Genomic DNA, 26585 nt, shown 5'->3' with positions numbered 1-26585 from the left:
ATCGTCTCAATGCCTCAATGCCTCAATGGCGTCACGTGAAAAAGCCAGCAGTGCCAGGTAGTGATCCTGCTCGATGACGTCGCGAACGATTTCATCATCGACCTTCAGGTAATCGTGTACCAGCACGTTGCGAAGCCCGATGATCTTGCGCCACGGGGTCGTCGTATCGATGACGCCTTTGTCCATCAAGCGCTGAAAGGCCGTTATCGCTTCGCCACTGGTGTGGCCGGTTTGCTGTCTCGCCCAGTGTTTGGCCACGCCAATGCAGCTCTCGATAAGGACCTGAAGCGTTCTCGCCGCGGCATGCTGTTCCAGACGCGACCACGGGCGCTGCCTTGAAATGTCACGCAGGACATCGATATCGGCCTGGCACTCGTTCAGGTGGTCGCCCAAGGCATCGAGATAAGCGGTGCCGGGATGTGTATCAGCCATGTCGCTTCCGCTGGTGAAGATAATCCAGTTCCCAACGGGACATGATACGGGTTTCCTGCTGCATGCGAAGTTGCGGATGCAGATCCAGCAGCAAGCGGCCCTCGCTGAGCACGGTCCAGGCCAGCGGAATGGGGGCAATGGCCAGATCGATGACACTCAACTGCGCTTCGGGTAGCCCCAGTACATCCTGCCAATCCAGAGCCAGTAATTCGGGTCGAAGTCTGCGATCTAACGCTGGCTCCATCCAATCGATAAACACGACGGCCAGATCGTAATCACTCCCTGCCTGATGGCTCTCCCTGGCTCGCGAGCCATACAGCCACAACGCGGCCAGATCATTGCGCTGCCTGGCCAGGTCAACGAGGCGTCCTAGGGTGGGGTCTTCCGGCATTGTGGCGCCCTCGTGCGGTCGATAATGGGCATTATGGCACTGCCTGCGCGCGCTTTCAGCGCTTCAGACGCCGCTTCACTTCCAGCTTCAGACGCCCCTCGCCGAGGCGGGCGGTGAGCGTCTGGCCCGGCTGGGTCTGGCTGGCGGCGCGAATCACCTGGCCGCTGTCATCCTGCAGGATGGCGTAGCCGCGCCCCAATACCGCCAGCGGGCTGACCGCGTTGAGTTCCCGCGCGACCCCTTCGAGCCGCTGGCGCTCCTGGCGCAGCCGCATCTGCTGGGCGGCCTCGAGGCGCGTGCCCAGACGCTCGACCCGCTCGCGGGCCTGGCCCAGGGTGCGTCTGGGGTCGAGCAGGGCAAAGCGGCGCTGGGTGGCGTCGTAGCGCTGGTGCTCCTGCTGCAGGCGCTGGCGCATCGCCAGACGCAGGCGCCGCTCCAGCCCGTCCAGATGCTGGCGCTGCTGAGCCAGCCGCTCGCCGGGGTGGCGCAGCCGGGCGCGCAGATGATCCAGACGCTGCGACTCGGCATCCGCACGCCGCTGCCAGGCGCGAACGAGCCGGGCGCGCTGCTGGGCCAGCCCTGCACTCAGCTCGCGGCGGTCCGGCACCAACCGCTCCGCCGCCGCCGAGGGAGTCGGCGCGCGCAGGTCGGCGGCGAACTCGGCCAGGGTGAAATCCACCTCGTGGCCGATGGCAGCCAGCACCGGCAGGCGCGAATGAAAGATCGCCCGTGCCAGATGCTCGTCATTGAACGCCCAAAGATCCTCCAGGCTGCCGCCGCCGCGGGTGATCAGCACGGCATCGAACGGCTCGGGGGCGCCCGGTGCACGCGTCTCGACCGGCGTCTCGGCGTCCCGCCGCGCCTGGCGGTTGACCAGCGCGAGTGCACGGATCAGCGCCGGCGGCGCCTCGCGCCCCTGTACCGGCGTCGGGAACAGGCTCACCCGGGTCAGCGGCCAGCGCGCCGCGAGCACCGCCAGTACATCGCGGATCGCCGCGCCGCTGGGTGAGGTGATCAGCGCCAGATGGCGTGGTGGATAGGGCAGGGCGCGCGCATTGGCGAACACGCCCTCCGCCTCCAGCTGACGCTTGAGCCGCTCATAGGCCGCCATCAGCTCGCCTTCGCCGCTCGCCTGCACCGCATCGACGATCAACTGATAGTCGCCGCGCGGCTCGAAGATCGACACCCGCCCGCGCACCTTGATGCGGTCGCCATCCTTCAGCGCTACCCGGGAGAGGCTGGCGCGGTTGCGGAAGAAGGCACAGCGCAGCTGCGCCCGGGCATCCTTGAGGGTGAAATAGAGATGGCCGGAAGCGGGGCGCGCCAGCCCCGAGATCTCGCCCTCGACCCAGCAGTCGCCGAAGCCGCGTTCCAGCATCTGGCGGGCCTGGCGGTTGAGATCGCTGACGGAGAGGGCCTGGGGCGTCGGGGCGGGCATGCGGGTTTCCAGCGCTCGGGGATGGCCCGGCAGCGTAACACGAAGGCCGCCACGGGCGGCAGCGCGACCCGTCAGGCCACTTCGGTGGCGCGGGACTTCTCCATCGGCATTGAGGCTCATCGACCAAATGACTATAATGCGCGATTAACTTTTCGCAGCACCCGCCGAGTCGTCAGTCCCCAGACCCGGCGCCGGACGGGCGTTGCCACCGGCCCCCACCACCTGCCAAATTGGGTTTCCGACTATGCTACGTATGGCGCAAGAAGCTCTTACGTTCGATGACGTATTACTCGTACCCCGCTACTCGGATGTCCTGCCCAGAGACGTCGACCTCAGATCCCGCCTGACCCGCAAGCTGACCCTCAACATCCCGCTGCTCTCTTCCGCCATGGACACCGTCACCGAAGCGCGCCTGGCCATCGCCATGGCCCAGGAAGGTGGCATCGGCATCATCCACAAGAACATGACCATCGCCCAGCAGGCGTCGGAAGTGCGCAAGGTCAAGAAGCACGAGAGCGTCATCGTCAAGGACCCGGTCACCGTGGGTCCGAACGCCAAGCTTCAGGACCTGCTCTCGATGGCCGACGAGTACGGCTACTCGGGCTTCCCGGTGGTCGAGGGCGAGACCCTGGTGGGCATCGTCACCGGGCGTGACATGCGCTTCCAGCCGGACCACAGCGACACCGTCGAAGCGATCATGACCCCGCGCGACAAGCTGGTCACCGTGCTCGAAGGCACCGATCTCGACACCATCAAGTCGAAGCTGCAGGAAAACCGCATCGAGAAGATCCTGGTCGTCGACAAGGACTTCCACCTGCGCGGCCTGGTCACCGTGCGCGACATCGAAAAAGCGCGCACCTACCCCAACGCCGCCAAGGATGCCGACGGTCGCCTGCTGGTGGGTGCCGCCGTGGGCACCGGCCCGGAGACCCCGGAGCGGGTTGCGGCGCTGGTCGAAGCCGGTGTCGACGCGCTGGTGGTCGACACCGCCCACGGCCACTCCAAGGGCGTGATCGACCGCGTGCGCTGGGTCAAGGAGCACTACCCGGAGCTGCAGGTGATCGGCGGCAACATTGCCACCGGTGAAGCCGCCGTGGCGCTGGCCGAAGCCGGCGCGGATGCGGTCAAGGTGGGTATCGGCCCCGGCTCCATCTGCACCACCCGCGTGGTCACCGGTGTCGGCGTACTGCAGATCACCGCGGTGGCCAACGTCGCCGAGGCCCTCGCCCCCTACGACATCCCGCTGATCGCCGACGGTGGCGTGCGCTACTCCGGTGATATCGCCAAGGCCATCGTCGCCGGCGCCAGCACCGTGATGCTCGGCAGCATGCTCGCCGGTACCGAAGAGTCCCCGGGTGAGGTCGAGCTGTTCCAGGGCCGCACCTACAAGGCCTACCGCGGCATGGGCTCGATGGGCGCCATGTCCCAGAGCCAGGGCTCCTCCGACCGCTACTTCCAGAGTAAGGACGAAGGCGTCGAGAAGCTGGTGCCGGAAGGTATCGAAGGCCGCGTGCCCTACAAGGGCCAGATGAGCGCCATCGTGCACCAGATGATGGGCGGCCTGCGCGCCTCCATGGGCTACACCGGCTGCCACAACATCGACGAGATGCGCACGCTGCCGGAGTTCGTCAAGATCACCGGCGCCGGCGTGGTCGAGTCCCATGTGCACGACGTGCAGATCACCAAGGAAGCGCCGAACTACCGGGGCGCCTGATCGTTGGTGATTCGGGAAACCCACTATGCATCGCTCGGAAGGTTTCCCGTCATGGCCGAGTGCCTCCCGCAGGGGCTCGGCCAGCGACACAGTTTCCAGCCATTCCCGGCTTTGTCAGCGGCGCCTAACAGCGCCGCTGCTCGTTTAAGACTCACACCCAGGGCTCATTCGATGACCGACATCCATTCGCACAAGATCCTGATTCTCGACTTCGGCTCCCAGTACACCCAGCTGATCGCCCGCCGCGTGCGCGAGATCGGGGTCTACTCGGAGATCCGCGCCTTCGATATCACCGAAGAAGAGATCCGCGAATACAACCCCAACGGCATCATCCTCTCCGGCGGGCCGGAGTCGGTCTCCGAGCTGGGCTCCCCGCGTGCCCCCGAGTGCGTGTTCGAGCTGGGCCTGCCGGTGTTCGGCATCTGCTACGGCATGCAGACCATGGCGGAACAGCTCGGCGGCGCCACCGAAGGCTCCGACAAGCGTGAGTTCGGCTACGCCCAGATCAACGTCTCCAGCGAAGACGACCTGCTCGGCGGCATCAAGGATCACGTCGGCCACGACGGCGGCGCGCTGCTCGACGTGTGGATGAGCCACGGCGACAAGGTCGCCCGCGCCCCGGCCGAGTTCACGGTGACCGCCTCGACCCCGAGCTGCCCGATCGCCGCCATGAGCTGGGCCGAGAAGCGCTTCTACGGCGTACAGTTCCACCCGGAAGTGACCCACACCCTGCAGGGCCAGCGCATCCTCGAACGCTTCGTGCTCGAGATCTGCCAGGCCGAGCGGCTGTGGACCCCGGCGCAGATCATCGAAGACCTGACCGAGCGCGTGCGCGCCCAGGTCGGCGACCGCCACGTGCTGCTCGGCCTCTCCGGCGGGGTCGACTCCTCCGTGGTCGCCGCACTCCTGCACAAAGCGATCGGTGAGCAGCTCACCTGTGTGTTCGTCGACAACGGCCTGCTGCGCAAGAACGAAGGCGACCAGGTGATGGAGACCTTCTCCCAGCATATGGGTGTCAAGGTGATCCGGGTCGACGCCGAAGACGAGTTCCTGACCAAGCTCGGCGGTGAAAACGACCCCGAAGCCAAGCGCAAGATCATCGGCAACACCTTCATCGACGTTTTCGACCGTGAAGCGGCCAAGATCGATGGTGTCGACTTCCTCGCCCAGGGCACCATCTACCCGGACGTGATCGAATCCGCCGCCAGCAAGACCGGCAAGGCCCACGTGATCAAGTCGCACCACAACGTCGGTGGCCTGCCCGAGACCATGAAGCTCAAGCTGGTCGAACCGCTGCGCGAACTGTTCAAGGACGAAGTGCGCAAGCTCGGCCTGGAACTCGGCCTGCCCTACGACATGGTCTACCGCCATCCGTTCCCGGGGCCGGGCCTGGGCGTGCGTATTCTCGGCGAAGTCAAAAAAGAGTACGCCGACATTCTGCGTGAAGCCGACGCCATCTTCATCGAAGAGCTGCACAACGCCGACTGGTACCACAAGACCAGCCAGGCCTTTGCCGTCTTCCTGCCGGTGAAATCGGTCGGCGTGGTCGGCGACGGTCGCCGCTACGAATGGGTCATCGCCCTGCGCGCCGTCGAAACTATCGACTTTATGACCGCCCGCTGGGCCCACCTGCCGTACGAGTTGCTCGAAAAGGTGTCTAACCGCATCATCAACGAGATCAGCGGCGTCTCCCGCGTGACCTACGACGTCAGCAGCAAGCCGCCCGCGACGATCGAGTGGGAGTGAGGCTGCGTAGCCAACATCGCCTAACAGACCCGCCGCAAGGCGGGTTTTTTTTTAGATATGTTGACAAGGCAGTAACGGCAAGTGATTCTGCGATAAACTGTAAAGGTGATGTGCCATGTCAACAATAGTTGTACCCTCCGATGCTTCTAAATATTCTTTTCCCTCCACCAAAGGGCACGTTTTTCGAGATAGTACAATCGCTACGCTAGAACTGTATTTAAAGAACTATAATGTTGTTTATATATATGGTGATGAGGGGTTTGGCAAAACATCATTAATGGCAAAATTTTTGGAGCGCAATTCGGAAAGGTGTGTCGCCATATCGATAGATCCTTTTGTTAAGTATTCATATAATGAAGACTCTGTGCTAAAAGATTTGTATCTCCAAATAAAAACTTTTCTTGGTGAGACTGTTTCGGTAGATGTAAATGTAGATAGAAAGGAAGTTCAAAAGCTTATATCAACCACCGAATATTTTCTCAAGAAAAATAATAAAAGACTGTGTTTTGCCTTAGACGGCTTCGATCAAGTTGTGGATGAGGATGATTATTATGTTAAAGAGATCCTGAGCATCTTGCCAATTGGGATGCCGTATTTTGATTTTGTGTTCACTCTAAAGAAAGGAGCTCTAGAAAAATCGCTAAATATTTCAAATAAGAAAGCCATCAATATAGATCTTTTTTCTCTAGAGGAATCATGTCAGCTTTTGCCAGATGTGCCTAGAGAAAAAGTCAATCTTCTGATAGCAAGCTTTAGTGCAACGCCAGAAACATTGCTAACCATTTCTCGGATAATAAAAAAAGGTGGTTGTGTTGATGATATTTTGCAGATGAATATTGACAGTACAGAAGAGTTGTTTGAAGAAGAATGGAGAAAGTCCGCGCAACTAGTTGATAAATATTCTCTGGCTGTTTGTGCGCTAGCTTATTCAAAAAGCCCTATTGACGAGCGGCATTTGGCATTAGAGTTCGAGTTGAAGGATGAACAGCTTGATGAGCTAAAGAAAATAACTTTTCTATCGTTAGATAGAAGAGGGATTTCATTTAGCTCTTTGGGATTTGCAAAATTTGCCAAAGTCAAGCTTTCTGGCATCAAATCGTCTGCTATAAGAAAAATTATAAATATTGCCAGTCATTCTCAGAGTAGTAATGAGAACATGGTGGCAGTTACTGAGTATTACCAGGAGCTGGGAGATTTTGAATCCGTACTTGCCCAGCTCACTAATGAGAATTTAGAGTTGATGCTGGAGGAGTCAAGAAGCATTAATGATTTGTTAAGACAGATAACTATAGGGATAAAAAGCGCTGATGATAATGAGTCGGAGCTGTTAAGGCTCTGCTATTTAAAAGCCCTTGTTAGTGGTATAAAAGCTTCTGGCTTGCTCAAGAGTGAGTTGAAAAGCCTTTTAAAAAAAGAAGACGTTAAAAGTGCGTTGGATCTGACAAGCGACTCCAAGTCTAATGAAGAAAGACTGCAGATGCTTTGTTTATTGGCTGCTGATTACAAGAAAAAGGAAAAGCCGCTGCCTGAACAAATAAGTCGCCAGATAATAAATTTATATGAAGCCATTGATCCTGCTTTCCTAGGTGTGGAAAAGACGTTAGATATCGCAATGGATTTATTGGCTTTTGATTCTGAGAAGGCGATGTCGCTAATAAATAAAATAGATGGTCTCGATAATGCGGGTGAGAACAAATCTGAATATGCCTTTTTTAGATCCACTTTACAGGCATTGCAAAAGAACCCTGATGTATTCGACAGCTATGCACTTGATGCCAATAATGTGAGCGAAAAGAAAAGGCACGCAATCGAAGCAATACGTTTATTCAAGAAAGGAAAACCTGCCGCTAAAATAATTGAGGGTCTAGAAGATATCGCAAGCCCAGGAGAAAAAATATTCATCCTGCGCCATTGGATAAAATCTTTTCCAGAGTCTCCTGACAACCATCTCTTGGTGGAATATGTTTTAGACCTGGCGATAAAAACAACAGATTATTCAGCTAACGCCTCTTTTTATTCCGATGTGATTTCCTGCTTCTCATATATGCCGTGTGGCGATGATGCGTACGAAATTTATCGAAAAGTTTATTTTCAATTACCAAATATTAAGAAGCTTGGTCCAACCGTAAGTTATGTAGAGGTGCTGCTAAGAATAGGAGAGTATGAGGCTTCGCTGGGAATAGACGAGCATAGTGAAGAAAATATTTTAGAGTACATATTGAACGAGATAGAGGATAAATCCGTGGCGCTTGCAGCGCTCTGCTTAATGGGAACGAGGATTAATAAAGGCTGAATATGCCTTTTTTAGATCCACTTTACAGGCATTGCAAAAGAACCCTGATGTATTCGACAGCTATGCACTTGATGCCAATAATGTGAGCGAAAAGAAAAGGCACGCAATCGAAGCAATACGTTTATTCAAGAAAGGAAAACCTGCCGCTAAAATAATTGAGGGTCTAGAAGATATCGCAAGCCCAGGAGAAAAAATATTCATCCTGCGCCATTGGATAAAATCTTTTCCAGAGTCTCCTGACAACCATCTCTTGGTGGAATATGTTTTAGACCTGGCGATAAAAACAACAGATTATTCAGCTAACGCCTCTTTTTATTCCGATGTGATTTCCTGCTTCTCATATATGCCGTGTGGCGATGATGCGTACGAAATTTATCGAAAAGTTTATTTTCAATTACCAAATATTAAGAAGCTTGGTCCAACCGTAAGTTATGTAGAGGTGCTGCTAAGAATAGGAGAGTATGAGGCTTCGCTGGGAATAGACGAGCATAGTGAAGAAAATATTTTAGAGTACATATTGAACGAGATAGAGGATAAATCCGTGGCGCTTGCAGCGCTCTGCTTAATGGGAACGAGGATTAATAAAGGCTCAAGCTGTGTAGAAAGATTGGTAGAGGCAAAAGAGTCGATATTTAGCGTGGTTATTAGTGGTACTGCCGAACAATGTGAGGTTCTCAAAGAGGCTTTGGATTATGAGAGCAAGTTTGATTTTCTAAATGCTTTGAATTGGTCTAAAAGACTAAATACAAGCTACAGGCGATCTGAGTCATTGTCTCAAGTGATTTCTAGTCATTTGGAGAGTTTTGAGGATTTCGATGAACTGGGGGTTGATGCAATTTGTGCGGAAATTCGAGGGGTGTCAATTAATCATCACAGGGATAAGTGTATAGATGCGTTGCTTCAAGCGTTGTTGAAAAAAAGCTCGCTTAGTAAAAATGAGTTTAAGAACGTGAAAAAGCTTGCTCTCAGGACCAAAAATATTCCAATGAGGTGTAATTTTTCGGCCAGGCTTTTAGATATATCTCACTCACTAGGTTTGCATCTTGAGCAACAAGAACTAGCATTAAAAGATAATTTGTCAAAATCTTGGGATGCTCTGGATAGCGATTGCCAGAAAATTGATCATGCTTTTAAGATTGCATCATGCCTTTCCGATTATGATTTGCAGCTATCCGATGAGTATATTCAGCGAGCTCGTTCTCTAAGGCAGGAAGCGACAATTACGAATGAAAATGTGCTGAATGCTTTTGTTTCATCCGTTGACTTGCAGATTCGGGCATTTTATTTTCTTGTTAAGAACAAATCAGATGAGGCGCAGGATTTAGAAGAATTGCTTGATTCAATTTGCGCCATACCTAGCCTTTCAATAAAAGCTCGTGCACTAAGTAGACTGGTTTCAGTTTTTCAGAAATCTGGAAGGAATAAAGATTCAAGAAGAGTTGTTCAGAGCTACATTAATCCTCTTTTGGATTCTCTTGGTGAGGAATATACAACACTTTATGGGGTCTGTGCATATCACCTTAGTCCTGTTATTTTTACCGATAACCAAGTCTCTCTGGAACGAATTTTGGAGAGAGTAAAATACGCCGATACATATGTGTATGATGCTATACTTGGGTTTTGCATAGACTACATTAGGCGAGATTGTTTGTTGGGCGATCCTTTTAATCCGGTTAAAAATCATGACTTTTCTTTGGTTTATGCGGATATCGAAGCTGCGCTTAGTTTGGTTAGAAGAATGCAGAATGATTATTCAATCTACTTTCAACTAAGTAAGTTGTCTAAGGATGTGAGTAGCTCCAAGAAAAAACGACTCTTGTCTAATGCGCAGTATGAAGATGTGAAAGGTTTTTTTGCGCGCTCTGATGAGTATTTTTCACCTAATGATCGAGGTGTCTCACATGAAGGATATAAAGTCTGCGCTCATGCGGTGAGATTAAGTATAGAAGAAACCAAGCAGTCTGAAGGTTGGTTGGGATTGGTCTCGAGAGCTAGGTTGATACCAAACCAGTCTGATAGAGCTTACGTTTTAGGGTGTATTGCAGAGCTCGCCCCAGCTTCATTGCAGGGAGTGCACTCTTATCAAAAAGATTTGTTTGAGGAAGCCTTTAGAGCGATTGAGAGCATACCATCTTTTTATGATAAGCTTAGCCGCCTAGAGGACCTGGCTACTAAAGCTAAAGGATATAATAAAGATTTCGCTAAAAGATGTCTTAAACAAGCCTTCTCAATATCTGCAGCAGAAGATACAGAGGATAGAATAAAAAGCCGACTTTCTTTGATCGATGCTGCTTACGGTATCGACGAAGATTTTCCGGATACTTTGTCGGTGGTTTATAACGACGATCCTGCTAGGAAAGAGTTGTTGGAAAAGAATATTGCTCGTAAGAAACGTAATGAAACCGAGAGGAAGCAGTTTAACCCGGGAAGCGCGGATATTTCAAAACACTCGCATTCTGATAAATATGCGGACTTGGCTTGGCAGCTTCTGGGTAATCTAAATGCCTCTAATCATGGGCCTATCAAATCTAGTCGCTTCTATTCTTACTTGAAGGGAGTTGGTTTTTACGATCACGAAAAGATGTACCCGCTGCTTAGTTATTATATCCACTTGCTAGGTGAAAAGTATGAGGGTCGAGCTAAGGCGCAAAGGTATTTAAAGCCCGTTTACGATGTCTTGAAGGGTAATTCTATTTCCTTCTCTAGAATATATAACTTCGAGGCCGTTAGAAGGCACTCAGCCCCATCCTCCCCCAGTTCAAAGTCGATTGTTGTTAATGTTGGAGAGTATGATAAAGCACTTTCTTTTGCCTCTGAGTGGGTTTCCGGGTTAAACGGGTATGAGATATTGGTATTTGATCCGTATTTTGAAGTGGGTGATCTTTTGTTTCTAGGTAGAGCTGTTAATAAAGATCCTGACTTCAAGATTAGAATATTGACTACGATAGCTCAAAAGTTAAAGTGGCACGCGGGTGCTTCAACAGACATTGCCGACTCTATCTCAGAGTTTTGGAAAGACAACATAAGTACTGAATCGATGCCTGACATTGAGATCCTTTTTGCCGGAGCTGAAAGTTTGGGATGGGGTCTTCCTATTCATGATAGATGGTGGCTTGCAGAAGATTCTGGTATTAGTATTGGTACTTCTTTGAATGGCCTTGGGAAAAGCCTGTCCAGGATGGCTGTTATGGACGCTAATGATACCGCGGAAATAGAACAGCGGCTAGAAGGTTTTTTAAGCAAAAAGCAAAAAGTTTTTAATGATAAAAGAGTGAGGTATGAGTCTGTGACAGTCTGATTCCGAGCGAAGCACGCACAGATCATCCGTGAGCAGGTGCCGCTGATGATCAGGTGCGAGGCGTATCAACGAAAACGGCCAGGCATATCGATGCCTGGCCGTTTTGCATTACGAGCGATGCCGGGCGAGATTAGCGAACGACGCTGACCGGGCCGTGGTCGTCGCAGTGGTCGCCATGCGGATGGTGCAGGTGGCCATTGACCAGATAGTCGACATGGTCGCCGTGCGGCACGGCTTCATGGCCGCAGTCCGGGCCGTGCACGTGGTCGGCAACGTGGTCGCCGCACTGATGGTTCGGGGTGCAGGCGTCCGGGTTCTGGTCGGAGACTTCGATCACGTGCTCGTCGACGTGATCACCGTGCGGATGATGCAGATGACCATCGTGGAGATAGTCCACATGGCCGTTGTGCTCGATCTGGGTGTGACCGCAGTTCGGGCCGTGCTCGTGGGGGTGATTGTCGTGCGTGTTGCAGCTCATCGTCGACTCCTGTTTCTGCGTAAGAACGCTTGTATGAGAAGGGCAGTGGGTGGCGCTTCGGCCCGAGCGAGGCATCCCCGTGTCTATGAAGACTGGGCGTCCTCATCGGCATGCGCGAGCGCGTTGTCCATCAGTTGAACGACATGCTGGTCGGCCAGGCTGTAGTAGAGGTGCCGCGCATCGCGGCGCCGCTTGACCAGTTGGGCGTTCAGCAGTGTCTGCAACCGGGCGGAAACCGTCGAGAGCTTGGCATCTTCGCCAACCAGCTCGCCGACGCACCGCTCGCCATCCTTCAAGCGGTAGAGCAGATCCAGCCGAGCGGGATCTCCCAGCGCCTTGAACAGCGCCGCACTGCGCGTCAGCTGGTCGGCGGAGGGCAGCGTGGGGGAAGTGGGCGATGCATGCTCATGGTTGCAGGACGTCATGTGACATTCCAATATTCGATGTAACGTCGTTACGTTAATCGATGGTCGCCGCTGTGACAACAGTTATCGCCACCTCGAGGGGCATTCAGGGGCTGGCTGTCTAGATACTCGCCATAGCAGGGATTAGCGAGCTTCGGGCGTGACGCAGGCGATTCGCGCCCAGGCCTCGGCCACCTCGTCCAGGGTGCTTGCCGGCACGCCGCGCAGGTCGTGTGGGTAGTCGACGCCGCTGGCCTCAGCGGCGAGAGTGGCATGAAACTGGCCATTGGCCGCCCGCAGAATCCACCCGCCTGAATGACAGCGGGAAGAGGCGAGAAAAGCGACCCCCGGCGCCACGGCGGCGGGTTTCAGCTCTTGCGGCTCCTCCTCGACGCCCCACATGCGTGTCTTGGCGATCGGCGAGACCGCATTGACCACGATGCCGTGATCCGCGCCCTCGGCGGCCAGCACGTTTACGATGCCGACCGCGGCCATCTTCGCCGCAGCGTAGGCGGCGAGACCTCGGTGGACGTACTGCGGAAACAGCGCGCGGTCAGAGGTGGTCAGAACGATACGCCCGTGCCCCGCTGCACGCAGGCTGGGCCAGGCGGCCTGGGCCAGCCATAGCGGGGCGCCGGCCATCACCGCCATGGCGTGCTCGAACGATGACGCTTGGATCGCCTCGATCCGTTCGTAGGCCACCCACCCGGCGTTGTGGATGAGAGCATCCAGGCGGCCACGTACCCCGAGGCAGGCATTCACCAGCGCATGACACTGCTCGCGGGTTTCGATGGGGGCGTCGAAAGGGTGCGCTTCGATGCCTTCATCGCGCAGGCGCTGCGCCGCGGCGCGGGCGATGTCAGGGTCGAGCCCGTTGCCGCTGTCATCGGCGCCCACGTCGTGCAGCAGAATCGTCGCGCCGAGCTTGCCGATCAAGCGGGCATAGGCCAGCCCCAGGCCGCGCCCGGCCCCGGTGATGAGCACGACCTGATCTTGAAAAACAGGTGTCTGAGCCATGGCTTCCTCCTATGGGCATGAACCCTAGAGACATGAGAATTAGAGATATGAGAACGAGAGAGGGAAGCATGAGAGGGGCGCTATAATAGTGCCAATATCTTTGTAGGGCGGTTTTGATATGGCTTTCGTATCAAGTGCGGTGGCGTCGGGGCGGGGCATGGTCGACCTGCGCAAGATGGCGCAGTTCGTCGCCGTGGCCGAGGAGCAGCATTTTCACCGGGCCGCCGAGCGGCTCGGCATGTCCCAGCCGCCTCTGACCGTGGCGATGCGCAGGCTCGAGGATGAACTTGGCGTTCAGCTTCTGGAGCGGGGCGGTAAACGCGTGCTGGGGCTGACGGCGGCGGGGGCGGTCTTTCTACGCGAGGCCCGGGAGACCCTGCGTCAGGCGGATCTATCGGTTCAGGCCGCACGTGATACCGCCGCGGGCTGCCTTGGTCATGTGCGTCTGGGTTATGTCGGCAGCGCGCTATACGGCCGCTTGCCCGATGCGATCCGCGATTTTCGAACCGCGAAGCCGAGGGTGGATCTCGAACTGCGCGAGGCGACGACCGCCGCACAGCTGGCCGCGCTGCGCGAAGGGCGGCTCGATGTCGGCGTGGTCATCCCGCCGTTCGGCGAACATGCCGACCTTGCGTTGTACCCCTTCGATCAGGATCGGCTGTGCATCGCGCTCGCCCGGGATCACGCCCTGGCCACGAAGCGGGAACTCACCGTCGCCGATCTCGCCGATGACGCCTTCATCATGTGGCCGATGAACGAGGGGCGTGGCTTTCACCTCCAGGTGGTTCGGCTCTGTGCCAACGCCGGCTTCGTGCCCCAGGTGGTACAGGAAGCACACGGCATGCATGCGGTGCTCTCGCTGGTTGCGGTGGGGGCGGGGGTAGCGATCGTGCCCGAGAGCATGCAGACCTTCAGGCAGGATCGCATCCTCTACCGTGCCATCGACTCACCCGATGCGGCCTTCACGCTGGCGCTGGCGGTGGCGGCGAATGCGCCGTGCGTTGCCGAGTTCGTGGCCATGGCGACTGGCCGCTGACAAGGTGCCCCATTGTGGGCCCGCGCCTGCGCGGCCTACACTGCCAGCATCACTCCCTGCGCAGGTTCGCCGTCATGCTCGATGCGCCGACGCCGCCTTCGGTGACCCGCCCGGCAGGCGCCTCTTCGCCCGCCGCGGTGCTGCCCACCGCCTGTAGCCATGAGCCGGACCCGGCGCGCGCCGCGCGTGAACTGGCGCAGGCGTTGGCGGAACCGCTGGCAGGGGCGCACCTGGGCGCGGTGCTGTTCTTCTGCAGCGCCGAGTACCCGCTGGCGGCCCTCGGCGAGGCGCTGACCGCCGCTTTCGAGGGCGTGCCGGTCAGCGGCTGCACCACCGCCGGGGAGATCACGCCGAACGGTTACGCCCGCGGCGGCATCGTGGCGATCGGTTTCCCCCGGGCGCATTTTGCCGTGTCGACCGCACTGATCGACGATCTGGCGCACTTCGATCTGATCCGCGCCCAGCGCCTGACCGATACCTTGCTCAACGAGTGCCGCCATCAGGCGCTGGCGCCAATCGCCGGGCACAGCTTCGCGCTGACTCTGCTCGATGGCTTGTCGAGCAGTGAAGAGCAGGTGCTGGCCACCCTGGATGCGGCGCTGGGCAGCATCCCCAGCTTCGGCGGTTCGGCCGGTGACGACAATCGCCTGGCGCATACCCACGTCTTCCACCAGGGGCGCTTTCACGATCAGGCGGCGGTGGTGGTGATGGTCAATACGCCGCTGCCGTTCGAGGTGTTCAGCACCCACCATCTGCGGCCGCGGGGCGAGAAGTTGGTGGTCACCGCCGCCGACCGCCAGCGGCGTACCGTGTTCGAACTCAACGCCGCGCCCGCCGCCGAGGAGTATGCGCGGCTGGTGGGGCGCCCGGTCGAGGCGCTCGACGAGACCGACTTCGCCCGCCATCCGCTGGCGGTGCGTATCGGCGAGGCGCACTACGTGCGCTCGATCCAGCGCGTCAATCCCGATGGCAGCCTGACCTTCTACTGCGCGGTGGAGAACGGCATCGTGCTCACCGCGATGACCCCGGCACCGATTCTCGACGACCTCGAGACAGTGTTCGCCGGGCTGGAAGCGCGCCTGGGGCCGCCGGCACTGGTGATCGGCTGCGACTGTTTCCTGCGCCGCCTGGAGATCGAGGCGCTGGAGAGGGTCGCGGCGGCGGAAGACGTGTTGCGGCGCCATCGTACGGTCGGCTTCAACACCTATGGAGAGCAGCACCATGGGATGCACATCAATCAGACCTTCACCGGGGTGGCTATTGGACGCCCCGAGTGCCGAGACGGCGGAACCGGCGAGCGAGCGTGAGCGCGCGCTGGCCGAGGAGAACGCCCGCCTGCGGCGGACCTGCGCGGCACTGATCGAGCGCGTGGAATCTAGCGGGGTTGCCGGTGGCGCGCCCTATGCAGCCTTCGAGCACGCCGTGCTGCTGGCCGAGCAAGTGCGCGAGCGTACCGAGGCGCTGCACCGCACCCTCGACGAGCTGGGCCAGGTCAACGATCAGCTGCGCGACGAGATCGCCACCCGCGTGGCCGCCGAAGCGCGCCTGCGCGAAGCCAAGCGCGAGGCCGAGGCGGCCAACCTGTCGAAGACCCGCTTTCTGGCCGCGGTCAGCCACGATCTGCTGCAGCCGCTGAACGCCGCGCGGCTGTTCACCAGCGCGCTCGACGAGCACGAGGTGCCGGCGGCGTCCAAGCCGTTGGTCGGCCAGATCGGGCGCTCGCTCAAGGATGTCGAGGCGCTGCTGGGCACGCTGGTGGATATCTCGCGGCTCGATGCCGGTGTGCTCAAGCCGGATATCGCCGCCTTCGGTGCCGACGAGCTGCTCGATACCCTGGCCGAGGAGTACCGCCAGGTGGCGCAATCCCAGGGGCTGACCCTGCACTACGTGCGCAGCACTGCGGTGGTCGACTCCGACCTGCAGCTGCTGGCGCGGGTGGTGCGCAACTTTCTCACCAACGCCATCCGCTACACCGCCACCGGGCACGTCCTGCTGGGCTGCCGGCGGCGCCACGACGGGCTGGAAATTGTGGTCGGCGACACCGGGCCGGGGATCGCCGACGATCAGCGCGAAGCGATCTTCCTCGAATTCCGGCGTGCGGCGGCGGGGCTCGACCGCGAACAGCGCGGCCTGGGGCTGGGGCTGGCGATCGTCGATCGTATCGCCGCGATGCTGGGCCACCCGATCACCCTGCGCTCGCGGCCGGGGCAGGGTTCGGCCTTCTCGGTCCGCGTGCCCTACGCCTGCCGCGCGCCACGCCCCGCGACCCCGGCGGAGGTGATGCCTGGCAATGACCAGCTCGCGGGGGCGAAGGTGTGGATCGTCGATGATGATCCGGCGGTGCTCGAAGGCATGCGCGCGCTGCTCTCGGGGTGGGGCTGTCGCATCGCGGGTGGGCTATCGCTGGCAGCACTACGTGAGGCTGCCGTTGAGCTGCCCAGCCCCGACCTGCTGGTGGTCGACTATCACCTCGACGCGGCGGACGATGACGGCCTGGCGGTGGCCGAGCAGCTCCAGCGCGAGCGGCCCGGCCTGCCGGTGCTGATGGTCACCGCCAATCACGATGCAGCGCTCAAGGCGCGGATTCGCGAGCGCGGCTACGCCTACCTGTTGAAGCCGGTCAAGCCGCTGCGCTTGAAGATGCTGTTGGTGTCGCTGCTCACTCTCGCTTCTTAGCCGCTTAGCCTCTCCGCTTAGCGCGGCGGATATCGAGGATCGTCGAGCTCCAGCGTCTGGGCGGTGAGAATCGCCTGCACTCGGCTGTTCACCCCCAGCTTGCGCAGGATCGCCGAGACATGGCTCTTGACCGTGGTCTCGGCGATCGCCAGGTCGCGGGCGATCGCTTTGTTGGATTCCCCCCGGCTGAGACACGCCAGCACCTGCAACTGCTTGGCGGTGAGCTGAGAAAGGCCGTCGGTGAGGGCGTCGCCGTGGGCGGCCACCGTTGACGCCGTGGCCCTCGTTGAAGGCACGGACCTCGTTGAAGGCGTAGTGGGCGCGGCGGATGTCGTGGCGTCAGTCGGTGCGTGGCGGGCGGTGGGGCGGCGCAGGATATCCGCCGGCAGATAGACCTGGCCGGCGAGAATCTGGCGCAGCGCCGCCAGCAGGTCGTCGCGCGGGGTCGACTTGGGCAGGTAGCCCACCGCGCCCAGCCCCAGCGCTTCGAGCACGATATCGCGGCTCTGCTCGGCGGAGAGGATCGCCACCGGCAGCCACGGCAGCGTCTCGCGCAGCCGGCGCAGGCCGGCCAGGCCCTCGCTGTCCGGCAGTGCCAGATCGAGCAGCAGCAGGTCGAGTTCCTCCTGCGCCTCGGCCTGGGCGATCGCCTGGGCCAGGCTCGCGGCTTCCAGCACGCGGCTGTCGGGGAGGGCGGCGGCGATCGCACCGACCATGGCCTCACGGAACATCGGGTGATCGTCGGCAACCAGCAAGGTGTACATGGCGTCGGCTCCGGGGTGGCGTCTCCTCCCAAGGGAGGAGACGATTTCCTGCTTGAGGAGTATGTCGCAGCCTGGCGTCGTGACCAAGAATCGATCTGTGTCACGCATAACGATAACGTCAGGAGCACAGCCATGATTTACACCAACCCCGGAAGCGACGGCGCCCTCGTCAGCTTCGACAAGCGTTACGGTAACTACATCGGCGGTGAGTTCGTCGCGCCGGTGAAGGGCCAGTACTTCGAGAATATCAGCCCCGTCACCGGCGAGGTGTTCTGCGAGATCCCGCGCTCCACCGCGGAGGATATCGAGAAGGCGCTGGACGCCGCCCATGCCGCCGCCCCGGACTGGGGCAAGACCTCGGTCGCCGAGCGCAGCAACCTGCTGCTCAAGATCGCCGACCGTATCGAGCAGAATCTGGAAATGCTCGCCGTCGCCGAGACCTGGGATAACGGCAAGGCGGTGCGCGAGACGCTCAACGCCGACCTGCCGCTGGCGGTGGATCACTTCCGCTACTTCGCCGGCTGCATCCGCGCCCAAGAGGGCACCGCGGCCGATATCGACGCCAACACCGTGGCCTATCACTTCCATGAGCCGCTGGGTGTGGTGGGGCAGATCATCCCCTGGAACTTCCCCATCCTGATGGCGGTGTGGAAGCTCGCCCCGGCGCTGGCGGCGGGCAACTGCGTAGTGCTCAAGCCCGCTGAGCAGACCCCGGCCTCGATCCTCAAGGTGATGGAGCTGATCGGCGATCTGCTGCCGCCCGGGGTGGTCAACATCGTCAACGGCTACGGCGAAGAGGTCGGCCAGGCGCTGGCCACCAGCAAGCGGATCGCCAAGATCGCCTTCACCGGCTCGACCCCGGTCGGCTCGCACATCCTCAAGTGCGCCGCCGAGAACATCATCCCCTCCACCGTGGAACTCGGTGGCAAGTCGCCCAACGTCTACTTCGCCGACATCATGAACGCCGAGCCGGAGTTCATCGACAAGGCGGTCGAAGGGCTGGTGCTGGCCTTCCTCAACCAGGGTGAGGTATGTACCTGCCCGTCACGGGCGCTGATCCAGGAGTCGATGTACGACGCCTTCATGGCCAAGGTGATCGAACGCACCAAGGCGATCAAGCGCGGCAACCCGCTGGATACCGACGTCCAGGTGGGCGCCCAGGCCAGCCAGGAGCAGTACGACAAGATTCTCTCCTACATGGACGTGGCCCGCGAAGAGGGCGCCGAGTTCCTCACCGGCGGTGGCAAGGAGAGCCTGGAGGGTGCCTTCGGCCGGGGTTACTACATCCAGCCGACCCTGCTCAAGGGCAACAACAAGATGCGCGTCTTCCAGGAGGAGATCTTCGGCCCGGTGGTCGGCGTGACCACCTTCAAGGACGAAGCCGAGGCGCTGGCGATCGCCAACGACACCGAATTCGGTCTCGGTGCCGGGGTGTGGACCCGCGACATGAATGTCGCCTTCCGCATGGGCCGGGGTATTCAGGCCGGGCGCGTATGGACCAACTGCTACCACCAGTACCCGGCGCATGCCGCCTTCGGTGGCTACAAGAAGTCCGGCATCGGCCGCGAGACCCACAAGATGGCGCTGGAGCATTATCAGCAGACCAAGAATCTGTTGGTGAGCTACGACATCAACCCGATGGGCTTCTTCTAGGCCGCCTGTCGCGATCCGCTCACCCTTGGCACGGCGCCGGCTCCCCGCCGGCGCTGTTCTTCAACAAGACAACCTCTCCAACAAGAAAACCTCTCTAACAAGAAAACCAAAGGTGCGCGGTTCGATCGTCGGCACCCGGCTCGACCTGCAGGAGGCGCTGGACTTCGCCGGCGAGGGCAAGGTGAAGGCCACGGTGCATGCCGACAAGCTGGAGAACATCAACGCCGTCTTCGATCGCATGATCGCCGGTAAGATCGAAGGGCGGGTGGTGCTCGACATGGCGAGTTGAATGCGTCAGCGAACTGCTGCTCGGGGCGTGTCAAGGCACGCCCTTTTTTGTGGGTGCTGATCCGGATATCCGCTGGCGTGACAGGCGCCAAGGCGCTTTATCGTCGCGAGCCCACGCTCTTTATGAGTGTGATTCATCTTGAGCTGAATTCTTATCGCTTTTCATGCATCCAGCCGCTCTGGCATAAATAGCACATCGCTTCGATGGCAGCCGCCCAGGTGCCTGTCGTCGATACGCCAGACACGGTAATGGCATTGACGGACGTTGGGCTTCTCAGGGCGCCAGCGGCTCTCTTGACCAATAGCTCGACCAACATCTCGACCAACAGGGTGCTTTCGCGATGAGTCACGATTTCACATTCGATATCAAGAGCGTGCGGTTCGACGAAAACTATCGCCCGGCCGAGAACACGCGCACCACCACCAACTTCGCCAACCTGGCGCGAGGGGAGCGGCGCGAGGAGAACCTGCGCAATGCGCTGACGATGATCGACAACCGCTTCAATGCGCTGGCGCATTGGGACAACCCCAGGGCGGATCGCTACGCCGTAGAGCTCGACATCATCACCGGCGAGCTGAGCGTGGGGGCCGAGGACGACACCTTCCCGGCGATCGAAATGCTCAAGACCACGATCATCGACAAGCACACCGGCAAGCGTATTCCGGGCATGGTGGGGAACAACTTCTCCTCCTACGTGCGCGACTACGACTTCAGCGTGTGGCTGTCGGAGCACAACCGTGATCGTGCCGAGTTCGGCATCCCGGAAGGCTTCGGCGATCTGCACGGCAAGCTGTTCAAGCGCTTCGTCGACTCCGACGCCTACCGGGCTTCCTTCAGCAAGGCGCCGGTCATCTGCCTCAGTGTCTCCAACAGCAAGGTCTATCGCCAGACCGACAATCGCCACCCGGTGCTGGGCGTGGAGTATGAAAACGACGACTCCTCGCTGACGGACTTCTACTTCGGCAAGATGGGGCTCGAGGTGCGCTACTTCATGCCGCCGCATGCCGTCGCGCCGCTGGCGTTCTACTTCTCCGGCGATCTGCTGGCCGACTACAGCGATCTCGAACTGATCAGCGCCATCAGCACCATGGAGACGTTCCAGAAGATCTACCGCCCCGAGATCTACAACGCCAACTCGGTCGCCGGCAAGATCTACCAGCCGAGCCTGGAGCATCAGGACTACTCGCTGACGCGCATCGTCTACGATCGTGAAGAGCGCAGCCAGCTCGCCGTCGAGCAGGGCAAGTTCACCGAGCGGCACCTCATCAAGCCCTATCGCCAGGTGCTCGAGCAGTGGTCGGCCAGTTACTCTTTTTGACCGACTCGTTTCAGCGACGTTTTTTGATCAGCCCGTTACAACGACATTCTTTGCTCAACCCGTTATGAAGGTCATTTTTGCATGAAGACTCTGTTGCCCACATCGACCGCCGGTAGCCTGCCCAAGCCCGCCTGGCTGGCCCAGCCCGAGACACTCTGGTCGCCGTGGAAACTGCAGGACGAGGAGCTGGCCGAGGGCAAGCGGGACGCCCTGCGGGTCTCCCTGCACGACCAGCAGCGGGCCGGTATCGATATCGTCAGTGACGGTGAGCAGACTCGCCAGCACTTCGTCACCACCTTCATCGAGCACTTGAGCGGTGTCGATTTCGAGCAGCGCGAGATCGTCAAGATCCGCGACCGCTACGACGCCAGCGTGCCGTCGGTGGTTGGCCCTGTGGCCCGGGAGAAACCGGTCTTCGTCGAGGATGCCAAGTTCCTGCGCCAGCAGACCGACCAGCCGATCAAGTGGGCGCTGCCCGGGCCCATGACCATGGTCGATACGCTCTATGATGGCCACTACAAGAGCCGCGAAAAGCTGGCCTGGGAGTTCGCCAAGATTCTCAACCAGGAAGCCCGCGACCTGGCGGCGGCCGGCGTGGATATCATTCAGTTCGATGAGCCCGCCTTCAACGTCTTCTTCGACGAGGTGAACGACTGGGGCATCGCCGCTCTGGAGAAAGCCATCGAAGGGGTCGAGTGCGAGACCGGCGTGCATATCTGCTACGGCTACGGCATCAAGGCCAACACCGACTGGAAGAAGACCCTGGGGTCGGAGTGGCGCCAGTACGAAGAGATCTTCCCCAAGCTGCAGGCGTCGAACATCGATATCGTCTCGCTGGAGTGTCAGAACTCCCACGTGCCGATGGAACTGATCGAGCTGATCCGGGGCAAGAAGGTGATGGTCGGGGCGATCGACGTGGCCACCAACACCATCGAGACGCCGGAAGAGGTCGCCGCGACCCTGCGCAAGGCGCTGCAGTTCGTCGATGCCGACAAGCTCTACCCCTGCACCAACTGCGGCATGACGCCCTTGTCTCGTGAGGTCGCGCAGGGCAAGCTGAAGGCTTTGAGCGCTGGTGCGGCGATCGTGCGCCAGGAAATCGCCCGCTAGCTTCGGTCGCTGCCGCGAGTTCGACGTCGGTGAGCCATCAATGGCTCACCGACGCGTCTTGGTTCGCCAGAAGGTGTAAGAAAAGGCGCCGGCGCTCGGCCACCTCTGGAAATGCCGCCCCATGACCACGGTCGCGATCTTCGTCGACACTCAGAACGTCTACTACACCACCCGCGACGCCTACGCCAAGCAGTTCGACTATCGCCGCTTCTGGGCGCGGGCGACGGCGGGCCGCGAGGTGCTGACCGCGCGCTGCTACGCCACCGACCGCGGCGATCCCAAGCAGCGCGGCTTTCAGAACACCCTGCGCAGCATCGGCTTCGAGGTGAAGCTGAAGCCGTTCATCCAGCGCGCGGACGGCTCCGCCAAGGGCGACTGGGACGTGGGCATCACCCTCGATGCGATCGAGTACGCGGCCCGGGCGGACGTGGTGGTGCTGGTCTCCGGCGATGGCGATTTCGACCTGCTGGCGCGTAAAATCCGCGAGGTCCACGGCAAGCGCGTCGAGGTCTACGGCGTGCCCAAGCTCACCGCGCACTCGCTGATCAACGCGGCTAGCCAGTTCATTCCCATCGAGGGCGATCTGCTGCTGGGGTGATCCCCCTGATGGCCTGGCCTCCATGGCCTGCTGTCGTCTGTCGCTTGTCGTCTGTCGCCACCGCACACATCTGCGACCGCCTAGCGAGCCTCTGGGCACCCTGTGTCTTGCGCTGGGGCCCGCCGCCGCAGCCACAGGCTGAGTCCCAGACCCAGCAGAGCGAGCGCTGAGCGCTCCGGTTCAATCAGCCGGCTGACGCCGGCAGCTTGGCGATGACCTTGATCTCGAAGTGGAAACCGTAGAGCCAGGTGACGCCGATGCCGGTAAGCGTTGGGTAGGGCGCTTCGCCCCAGAACTCGGGCAGCACTTTCCACAGCGTATCCAGGGTCGACTCAGGGTCGACGAGGAAGAGGGTGACATCGACCACGTCGTCGAAAGTGCATCCCGCGGCTGTCAGGATCGCGTTCAGGTTGACGAAGGCGCGTCTGGCCTGCGCCTCCAGGTCCGGCTCGGGGGAGCCATCTTCTCGACTGCCTACCTGGCCTGACACGAACAGGAAGCCTTGGGATCGAACCGCCGGCGAGTAGTGATTACGCTCGTAGAGTGCCTGGCGTCCGGTCGGGAACACGACGTCTCGCTGGTTCATGCGCTATCTCCGTCTCTCTGGAGGGGGCCTGGCGCCCCACCGTGAATACGGGTGACAATCTAGGTGGCGTGACGAGGCGGATAAACGGGCAGGTCTGGTCATCACTGTTCGTGGAGAGCGAACAATTACACGGAGCCTGCTATGGCGAGCGGGCGTTGCCCCGGGGCGTGGGCGGGAGAGTCATGGACCGTTTTGACGCAATGCGGGTGTTTGCGCGGGTGGTGGAGACAGGCAGCTTCACCCGGGCCGCCGAGACCCTGCAACTGAGTAGAACCAGTGTCACCCAGCTGGTACAGCAGTTGGAGGCGCGCTTGCGTGTTCGCTTGCTCAACCGCACCACGCGCAAGGTCAACGTTACCGCCGACGGTGCCGCCTACTATGCGCGCGTGCTCAGACTGCTGGCCGACCTGGACGATGCCGAGACGAGTCTTTCCAGCGCTGCGACCGAGCCGCGGGGCCGGCTGCGGGTAGATGTGCCCAGCCCGCTGGCGCGGCTGATACTCATCCCGGCACTAGGCAAGTTCCATGCCCGCTACCCGGAGATCCAACTGGACCTGGGCGCGAGCGACCGCATGGTGGATATCATTGATGAGCGGGTGGATTGCGTGGTGCGTGGTGGCGAGCTGACCGATCAGTCGCTGATGGCGCGTCGTATCGGCGACCTGCCGCTGGGCGTCTATGCCTCGCCCGGCTATCTGGCGCGCGCCGGGGTGCCCGCGCATCCACGCGAGTTGGAGAATAGCCATCACCGGGTCGTGGGCTTTCTGAACTCCCGGCTCGGCGAGCCCGTCACGCTGCAACGCGACGACGAAATCATCCGGGTGCAAGGCCGTTACGTGCTGTCGACGGACGACGGCAACAGCTATCTGGCGGCGGGGCTCGCTGGCCTCGGCATCCTGTGGCTGCCGGACTACATGGCCAAGGCAGCGCTCGCCGCGGGTGAGCTGGTCGCCCTGTTCGAGACGTGGCGGCTCGACCCGCTACCGCTATATCTGGCCTATCCGCCGAACCGACATGTCAGCGCCAAGCTGCGGGTCTTCATCGATTGGATCGTCGAACTCATGGCGCGACACGCCCCGTGCCTCCCGCCGGGGCGTGCGTGACCCGTGTGGCTATCCAGCCTGCGCTCGCGTCGAGATAGGCGCGGGGTGCCGATCCGGCTCTTAAGGTTTCACCGATGCACCCAGTCCAGATGCTCGAAGGCGCCATGGGCATGATCCTCGCGGAACATCTCATGATCGCGGCGCAGACGGTCAGCGGCTTCGGCAGCGAACTCCACCATGTCGCAGGTGAATAGCTCGGCGGGTGTCACCGCCTTCACGATCGCGGGTTCGATGTCGTAGTCGATCCGGCCGGAGTCGTCGGAGAGGGCGTGCACGCTGGCCAGCACCTGGCCGCAGAGGCGGGCATAGGTCTTCCACTCGCTCTTGGAGAGGTCGTCGAGATCGATATCGTCGCGGAAGGGCGCGCGCTCGCGGGAGAGATAGCTGTGGCCTTCGAACTCGACATGGCCGTAGAAGATGTCTCCGCGCACCAGGTGCACCGCCTGGGCATGGCTGATGCGCTCGGCGCGGCTGTCCAGGGTATAGGCGGAGGGCGGCACCAGCCCGGAGAGGGCGGAGCGTCGAGCCTGCTTGAGCTCGATGATCAGATCGTCCTTGCCCTCGCCGCCGGGGCCTTCGAGCAGCACGTAGTAGCGGTTCAGCCCGAGCGAGGCGGTGCCCTGGCCGAGCCGGATCGCCACGTCCTTCACCCGCACGCCGTTACCCTCCTGCGCGCGGGCACGGGCCGGTATCTCGATGTCGTTCTCGGCGATCAGGCGATCCATGATCGTCTGGAACTCGTCGCGCCGCGAGGAGATCGGCACCAGCTTCTGGGTCGGGCGAAAGCCGCGGCGGCCCTCGTCGAGATAGTCGTCCGCCAGCCACTCGTCGCGGGGCTCGTCGGCATCCTCGAACAGCTTCTTGATCAGCTTGGGCGCGTTGTCGTGGCGCATCTCCTCGTCCTGCTCGGTGCCCTCCCTCGCCAGCCGCTGCATCGCGTCGATATAGCCTTCGACGAAGTGGCGCACGACCTTGAGGCCGTGCTTTCGCTTGAGATCGCCCTCGGTCTCGGCGGCGATCAGAAAGCCCACCGCGCCGCGCTTGAGGTCCCAGGTGAAGGGGGCGTAGTAGGCCTCGTCGAAATCGTTGACCGAGAAGATCGGCACGTTATCGGCGTTGGGCATGACGCCGAAATTGCTGGGATGAACGTCACCCAGCGCGAGCACCGTGGGCATCCAGGCGTCGTCGCCGGCCATATCGCGGTAGAACAGCAGGGCGGTACCGCGGAAGAACGAGAAGAACGAATCGGCGAGCTTGTCGAACTTGGCACTGGCCTCTTCGGAGCCGTCGGCGATACGCGTCTGGTGGTCCTCGCGTAGCGTCTGGCGCACGTGGCGGCGCCGCTCGTGGCCGCTGAGCGCGCGTGGGCGCAGTACGAATTCGCCCGCGGCGACCGCTTCCGCCAGGCGCTTGAAGGTGGCGTAACGGGTGGCCACCTGAGGCGCCTCTGCGGCAGCGTCGCCGTGCTGAGCCAGCGCCTGTGCCAGCTGTGCCTTGGTCATCGTCGAGCGCCCCTCGATGCCGCGCTGCTGGGCCTCGGCGTAGAGCGTCTTGCGGGTGGCGTCGGCTGGGGTGGTCATTGTCGGCTCCCTGGCGTGTGATCGACATGGTCATCGATACGGTTATCGGCATGGTCGTCGATAGGTTGCCGATAGGCTGATCGGCGTCGGCGATGGCTTGCTATGCTCAGCATGGACGAGAGTGGCGCATTGCGCCCGCCGGAATCAGACCCGCCCAGCCGCCTCGTCACCGCTGAATCTCACCCGGGCCGCCTTGGCGGCCGCAGACGGAGCCTCCGCGATGGCCCACCGCAAGCCTCATCTGCCGACCAAGACCTGCCCGGTCTGTCAGCGTCCCTTCACCTGGCGCAAGAAGTGGGCGCGCGACTGGGACAACGTCGTCTACTGCTCCGAGCGCTGCCGCCGGGCCGGACGCCAGGCGTTGGATACCTGAGCATCGCCTCTCTGGCTTACAAGCGTTGGCGTACAAACGCTGGCATACAGACTCTGGCGTACAAAGAATAACAGTTCACTACATAATGAAATGGCGATAGGATCTGGCAAGTGCGCCGACGAGGCATTGCCGAGGGGGCTTCCGGCCCGGTGTGGCGGTTGCACGGCACCTTGAGCAGGGGGCGGTAAGCATTTGTCTTCATTACATAATAAACACGGCCTGCATTGGCTGACGGGGCAGTTCTGCGATGTCGATAGAGAATCTGTTTATCGGCAGTCGATGCAGTCT

Annotated in this window: 23 protein-coding genes; 14 read left to right on the top strand and 9 right to left on the bottom strand. The window is 60.0% G+C overall.

The annotated features are described in order from the left end of the window. Positions 1-6: 6 nt before the first annotated feature. From hepT to xseA, 3 genes are read right to left on the bottom strand one after another with little or no spacing between them, the layout of a single operon-like run. Complete coding sequence (hepT, locus tag QO259_RS13860) at positions 7-432, bottom strand: type VII toxin-antitoxin system HepT family RNase toxin (RefSeq protein ID WP_285950404.1); 426 nt, start codon at positions 430-432, stop codon at positions 7-9. After that, positions 425-823 carry a nucleotidyltransferase domain-containing protein gene (locus QO259_RS13855; RefSeq protein WP_285950403.1) on the bottom strand — a complete coding sequence of 133 codons (399 nt, stop codon included), beginning with the start codon at positions 821-823 and terminating at the stop codon, positions 425-427. The genes hepT and QO259_RS13855 overlap by 8 nt, the downstream gene beginning before the upstream one ends. Before the next feature lie 55 nt (positions 824-878). After that, the gene (xseA, locus tag QO259_RS13850; protein WP_285950402.1) at positions 879-2261 is read right to left on the bottom strand and encodes an exodeoxyribonuclease VII large subunit; all 1383 of its coding nucleotides are present in this window, start codon (positions 2259-2261) and stop codon (positions 879-881) included. Between the two features lie 244 nt (positions 2262-2505). On the opposite strand from xseA, the gene guaB reads away from it, so the two are divergent. From guaB to QO259_RS13830, 4 genes are all read left to right on the top strand, one after another. Beyond that, positions 2506-3975, top strand: coding sequence for an IMP dehydrogenase (gene guaB / locus QO259_RS13845; protein ID WP_035477352.1), 1470 nt, complete (start codon positions 2506-2508; stop codon positions 3973-3975). Positions 3976-4146: 171 nt separating this feature from the next. Continuing rightward, on the top strand, positions 4147-5721 hold the full coding sequence (guaA, locus tag QO259_RS13840; RefSeq protein WP_035477354.1) for a glutamine-hydrolyzing GMP synthase: 1575 nt from the start codon (positions 4147-4149) through the stop codon (positions 5719-5721). A gap of 115 nt (positions 5722-5836) precedes the next feature. Further along, positions 5837-8014 (top strand): ATP-binding protein, encoded by a 2178-nt coding sequence (locus tag QO259_RS13835; RefSeq protein ID WP_285950401.1) that lies wholly within the window; start codon positions 5837-5839, stop codon positions 8012-8014. A gap of 31 nt (positions 8015-8045) precedes the next feature. Next, the gene (locus QO259_RS13830; protein ID WP_285950400.1) at positions 8046-11312 is read left to right on the top strand and encodes a hypothetical protein; all 3267 of its coding nucleotides are present in this window, start codon (positions 8046-8048) and stop codon (positions 11310-11312) included. A gap of 130 nt (positions 11313-11442) precedes the next feature. Here the strand turns inward: QO259_RS13830 and QO259_RS13825 are convergent, their stop codons facing one another. From QO259_RS13825 to QO259_RS13815, 3 genes are all read right to left on the bottom strand, one after another. Then, on the bottom strand, positions 11443-11790 hold the full coding sequence (locus QO259_RS13825; RefSeq protein WP_285950399.1) for a hypothetical protein: 348 nt from the start codon (positions 11788-11790) through the stop codon (positions 11443-11445). An 83-nt stretch (positions 11791-11873) separates the two neighbouring features. Further along, positions 11874-12215 (bottom strand): ArsR/SmtB family transcription factor, encoded by a 342-nt coding sequence (locus tag QO259_RS13820; RefSeq protein WP_167406495.1) that lies wholly within the window; start codon positions 12213-12215, stop codon positions 11874-11876. A gap of 123 nt (positions 12216-12338) precedes the next feature. Further along, positions 12339-13211 carry an SDR family NAD(P)-dependent oxidoreductase gene (locus QO259_RS13815; protein WP_285950398.1) on the bottom strand — a complete coding sequence of 291 codons (873 nt, stop codon included), beginning with the start codon at positions 13209-13211 and terminating at the stop codon, positions 12339-12341. A gap of 118 nt (positions 13212-13329) precedes the next feature. Here QO259_RS13815 and QO259_RS13810 point away from each other — a divergent pair, with 118 nt between their 5' ends. The 3 genes from QO259_RS13810 to QO259_RS13800 all read left to right on the top strand — a co-directional run bounded on the left by QO259_RS13810 (position 13330) and on the right by QO259_RS13800 (position 16923). Then, positions 13330-14247, top strand: coding sequence for a LysR family transcriptional regulator (locus QO259_RS13810; protein ID WP_285950397.1), 918 nt, complete (start codon positions 13330-13332; stop codon positions 14245-14247). Between the two features lie 74 nt (positions 14248-14321). Continuing rightward, a complete protein-coding gene (nosP, locus tag QO259_RS13805; RefSeq protein ID WP_285950396.1) occupies positions 14322-15554 on the top strand; it encodes a nitric oxide-sensing protein NosP in 1233 nt (410 codons plus the stop codon). Beyond that, positions 15469-16923 carry a hybrid sensor histidine kinase/response regulator gene (locus QO259_RS13800; protein WP_285950395.1) on the top strand — a complete coding sequence of 485 codons (1455 nt, stop codon included), beginning with the start codon at positions 15469-15471 and terminating at the stop codon, positions 16921-16923. Before nosP ends, QO259_RS13800 begins: the two co-directional genes overlap by 86 nt. Positions 16924-16940: 17 nt before the next feature. Here the strand turns inward: QO259_RS13800 and QO259_RS13795 are convergent, their stop codons facing one another. Beyond that, positions 16941-17687: a response regulator gene (locus QO259_RS13795; protein ID WP_285950394.1), complete on the bottom strand. Its 747-nt coding sequence runs from the start codon at positions 17685-17687 to the stop codon at positions 16941-16943. A 132-nt stretch (positions 17688-17819) separates the two neighbouring features. Between QO259_RS13795 and exaC the strand changes: the two genes are divergently transcribed. The 5 genes from exaC to QO259_RS13770 all read left to right on the top strand — a co-directional run bounded on the left by exaC (position 17820) and on the right by QO259_RS13770 (position 22655). Further along, positions 17820-19340 carry an acetaldehyde dehydrogenase ExaC gene (gene exaC, locus QO259_RS13790; protein WP_285950393.1) on the top strand — a complete coding sequence of 507 codons (1521 nt, stop codon included), beginning with the start codon at positions 17820-17822 and terminating at the stop codon, positions 19338-19340. Between the two features lie 112 nt (positions 19341-19452). Next, positions 19453-19629, top strand: coding sequence for a hypothetical protein (locus QO259_RS13785; protein WP_285950392.1), 177 nt, complete (start codon positions 19453-19455; stop codon positions 19627-19629). A gap of 340 nt (positions 19630-19969) precedes the next feature. Beyond that, complete coding sequence (locus QO259_RS13780; protein WP_285950391.1) at positions 19970-20947, top strand: DUF1852 domain-containing protein; 978 nt, start codon at positions 19970-19972, stop codon at positions 20945-20947. An 81-nt stretch (positions 20948-21028) separates the two neighbouring features. After that, positions 21029-22057, top strand: a complete 1029-nt coding sequence (locus QO259_RS13775) for a methionine synthase (protein WP_285950390.1) — start codon at positions 21029-21031, stop codon at positions 22055-22057. A gap of 121 nt (positions 22058-22178) precedes the next feature. Continuing rightward, positions 22179-22655, top strand: coding sequence for an NYN domain-containing protein (locus tag QO259_RS13770; protein WP_110714640.1), 477 nt, complete (start codon positions 22179-22181; stop codon positions 22653-22655). 184 nt (positions 22656-22839) lie between these two features. Here the strand turns inward: QO259_RS13770 and QO259_RS13765 are convergent, their stop codons facing one another. After that, positions 22840-23241: a RidA family protein gene (locus tag QO259_RS13765; protein WP_207032810.1), complete on the bottom strand. Its 402-nt coding sequence runs from the start codon at positions 23239-23241 to the stop codon at positions 22840-22842. A 182-nt stretch (positions 23242-23423) separates the two neighbouring features. On the opposite strand from QO259_RS13765, the gene QO259_RS13760 reads away from it, so the two are divergent. Then, positions 23424-24344, top strand: coding sequence for a LysR family transcriptional regulator (locus tag QO259_RS13760; protein ID WP_285950389.1), 921 nt, complete (start codon positions 23424-23426; stop codon positions 24342-24344). Positions 24345-24412: 68 nt separating this feature from the next. Here QO259_RS13760 and QO259_RS13755 read toward each other — a convergent pair whose 3' ends face one another. Next, complete coding sequence (locus tag QO259_RS13755; RefSeq protein ID WP_285950388.1) at positions 24413-25924, bottom strand: DUF2252 domain-containing protein; 1512 nt, start codon at positions 25922-25924, stop codon at positions 24413-24415. A 220-nt stretch (positions 25925-26144) separates the two neighbouring features. Here QO259_RS13755 and QO259_RS13750 point away from each other — a divergent pair, with 220 nt between their 5' ends. Continuing rightward, positions 26145-26297 carry a DUF2256 domain-containing protein gene (locus QO259_RS13750; RefSeq protein WP_207032803.1) on the top strand — a complete coding sequence of 51 codons (153 nt, stop codon included), beginning with the start codon at positions 26145-26147 and terminating at the stop codon, positions 26295-26297. The last annotated feature ends 288 nt before the right edge of the window (positions 26298-26585 follow it).

Origin of the sequence: Salinicola sp. JS01, from assembly GCF_030284585.1 — a bacterium.
Taxonomy (GTDB): domain Bacteria; phylum Pseudomonadota; class Gammaproteobacteria; order Pseudomonadales; family Halomonadaceae; genus Salinicola.
The sequence above is the reverse complement of the archived record's forward strand: the minus strand, read 5'-3'. Positions and strand labels throughout refer to the sequence as shown.

What these genes read in the sequence shown, in the direction of transcription:
- hepT (WP_285950404.1), bottom strand. Translation starts at nt 432, where the DNA reads ATGGCTGATACACATCCCGGCACCGCTTATCTCGATGCCTTGGGCGAC.
- QO259_RS13855 (WP_285950403.1), bottom strand. Translation starts at nt 823, where the DNA reads ATGCCGGAAGACCCCACCCTAGGACGCCTCGTTGACCTGGCCAGGCAG.
- xseA (WP_285950402.1), bottom strand. Translation starts at nt 2,261, where the DNA reads ATGCCCGCCCCGACGCCCCAGGCCCTCTCCGTCAGCGATCTCAACCGC.
- guaB (WP_035477352.1), top strand. Translation starts at nt 2,506, where the DNA reads ATGCTACGTATGGCGCAAGAAGCTCTTACGTTCGATGACGTATTACTC.
- guaA (WP_035477354.1), top strand. Translation starts at nt 4,147, where the DNA reads ATGACCGACATCCATTCGCACAAGATCCTGATTCTCGACTTCGGCTCC.
- QO259_RS13835 (WP_285950401.1), top strand. Translation starts at nt 5,837, where the DNA reads ATGTCAACAATAGTTGTACCCTCCGATGCTTCTAAATATTCTTTTCCC.
- QO259_RS13825 (WP_285950399.1), bottom strand. Translation starts at nt 11,790, where the DNA reads ATGAGCTGCAACACGCACGACAATCACCCCCACGAGCACGGCCCGAAC.
- QO259_RS13820 (WP_167406495.1), bottom strand. Translation starts at nt 12,215, where the DNA reads ATGACGTCCTGCAACCATGAGCATGCATCGCCCACTTCCCCCACGCTG.
- QO259_RS13815 (WP_285950398.1), bottom strand. Translation starts at nt 13,211, where the DNA reads ATGGCTCAGACACCTGTTTTTCAAGATCAGGTCGTGCTCATCACCGGG.
- QO259_RS13810 (WP_285950397.1), top strand. Translation starts at nt 13,330, where the DNA reads ATGGCTTTCGTATCAAGTGCGGTGGCGTCGGGGCGGGGCATGGTCGAC.
- nosP (WP_285950396.1), top strand. Translation starts at nt 14,322, where the DNA reads ATGCTCGATGCGCCGACGCCGCCTTCGGTGACCCGCCCGGCAGGCGCC.
- QO259_RS13800 (WP_285950395.1), top strand. Translation starts at nt 15,469, where the DNA reads ATGGGATGCACATCAATCAGACCTTCACCGGGGTGGCTATTGGACGCC.
- QO259_RS13795 (WP_285950394.1), bottom strand. Translation starts at nt 17,687, where the DNA reads ATGTACACCTTGCTGGTTGCCGACGATCACCCGATGTTCCGTGAGGCC.
- exaC (WP_285950393.1), top strand. Translation starts at nt 17,820, where the DNA reads ATGATTTACACCAACCCCGGAAGCGACGGCGCCCTCGTCAGCTTCGAC.
- QO259_RS13780 (WP_285950391.1), top strand. Translation starts at nt 19,970, where the DNA reads ATGAGTCACGATTTCACATTCGATATCAAGAGCGTGCGGTTCGACGAA.
- QO259_RS13775 (WP_285950390.1), top strand. Translation starts at nt 21,029, where the DNA reads ATGAAGACTCTGTTGCCCACATCGACCGCCGGTAGCCTGCCCAAGCCC.
- QO259_RS13770 (WP_110714640.1), top strand. Translation starts at nt 22,179, where the DNA reads ATGACCACGGTCGCGATCTTCGTCGACACTCAGAACGTCTACTACACC.
- QO259_RS13765 (WP_207032810.1), bottom strand. Translation starts at nt 23,241, where the DNA reads ATGAACCAGCGAGACGTCGTGTTCCCGACCGGACGCCAGGCACTCTAC.
- QO259_RS13760 (WP_285950389.1), top strand. Translation starts at nt 23,424, where the DNA reads ATGGACCGTTTTGACGCAATGCGGGTGTTTGCGCGGGTGGTGGAGACA.
- QO259_RS13755 (WP_285950388.1), bottom strand. Translation starts at nt 25,924, where the DNA reads ATGACCACCCCAGCCGACGCCACCCGCAAGACGCTCTACGCCGAGGCC.
- QO259_RS13750 (WP_207032803.1), top strand. Translation starts at nt 26,145, where the DNA reads ATGGCCCACCGCAAGCCTCATCTGCCGACCAAGACCTGCCCGGTCTGT.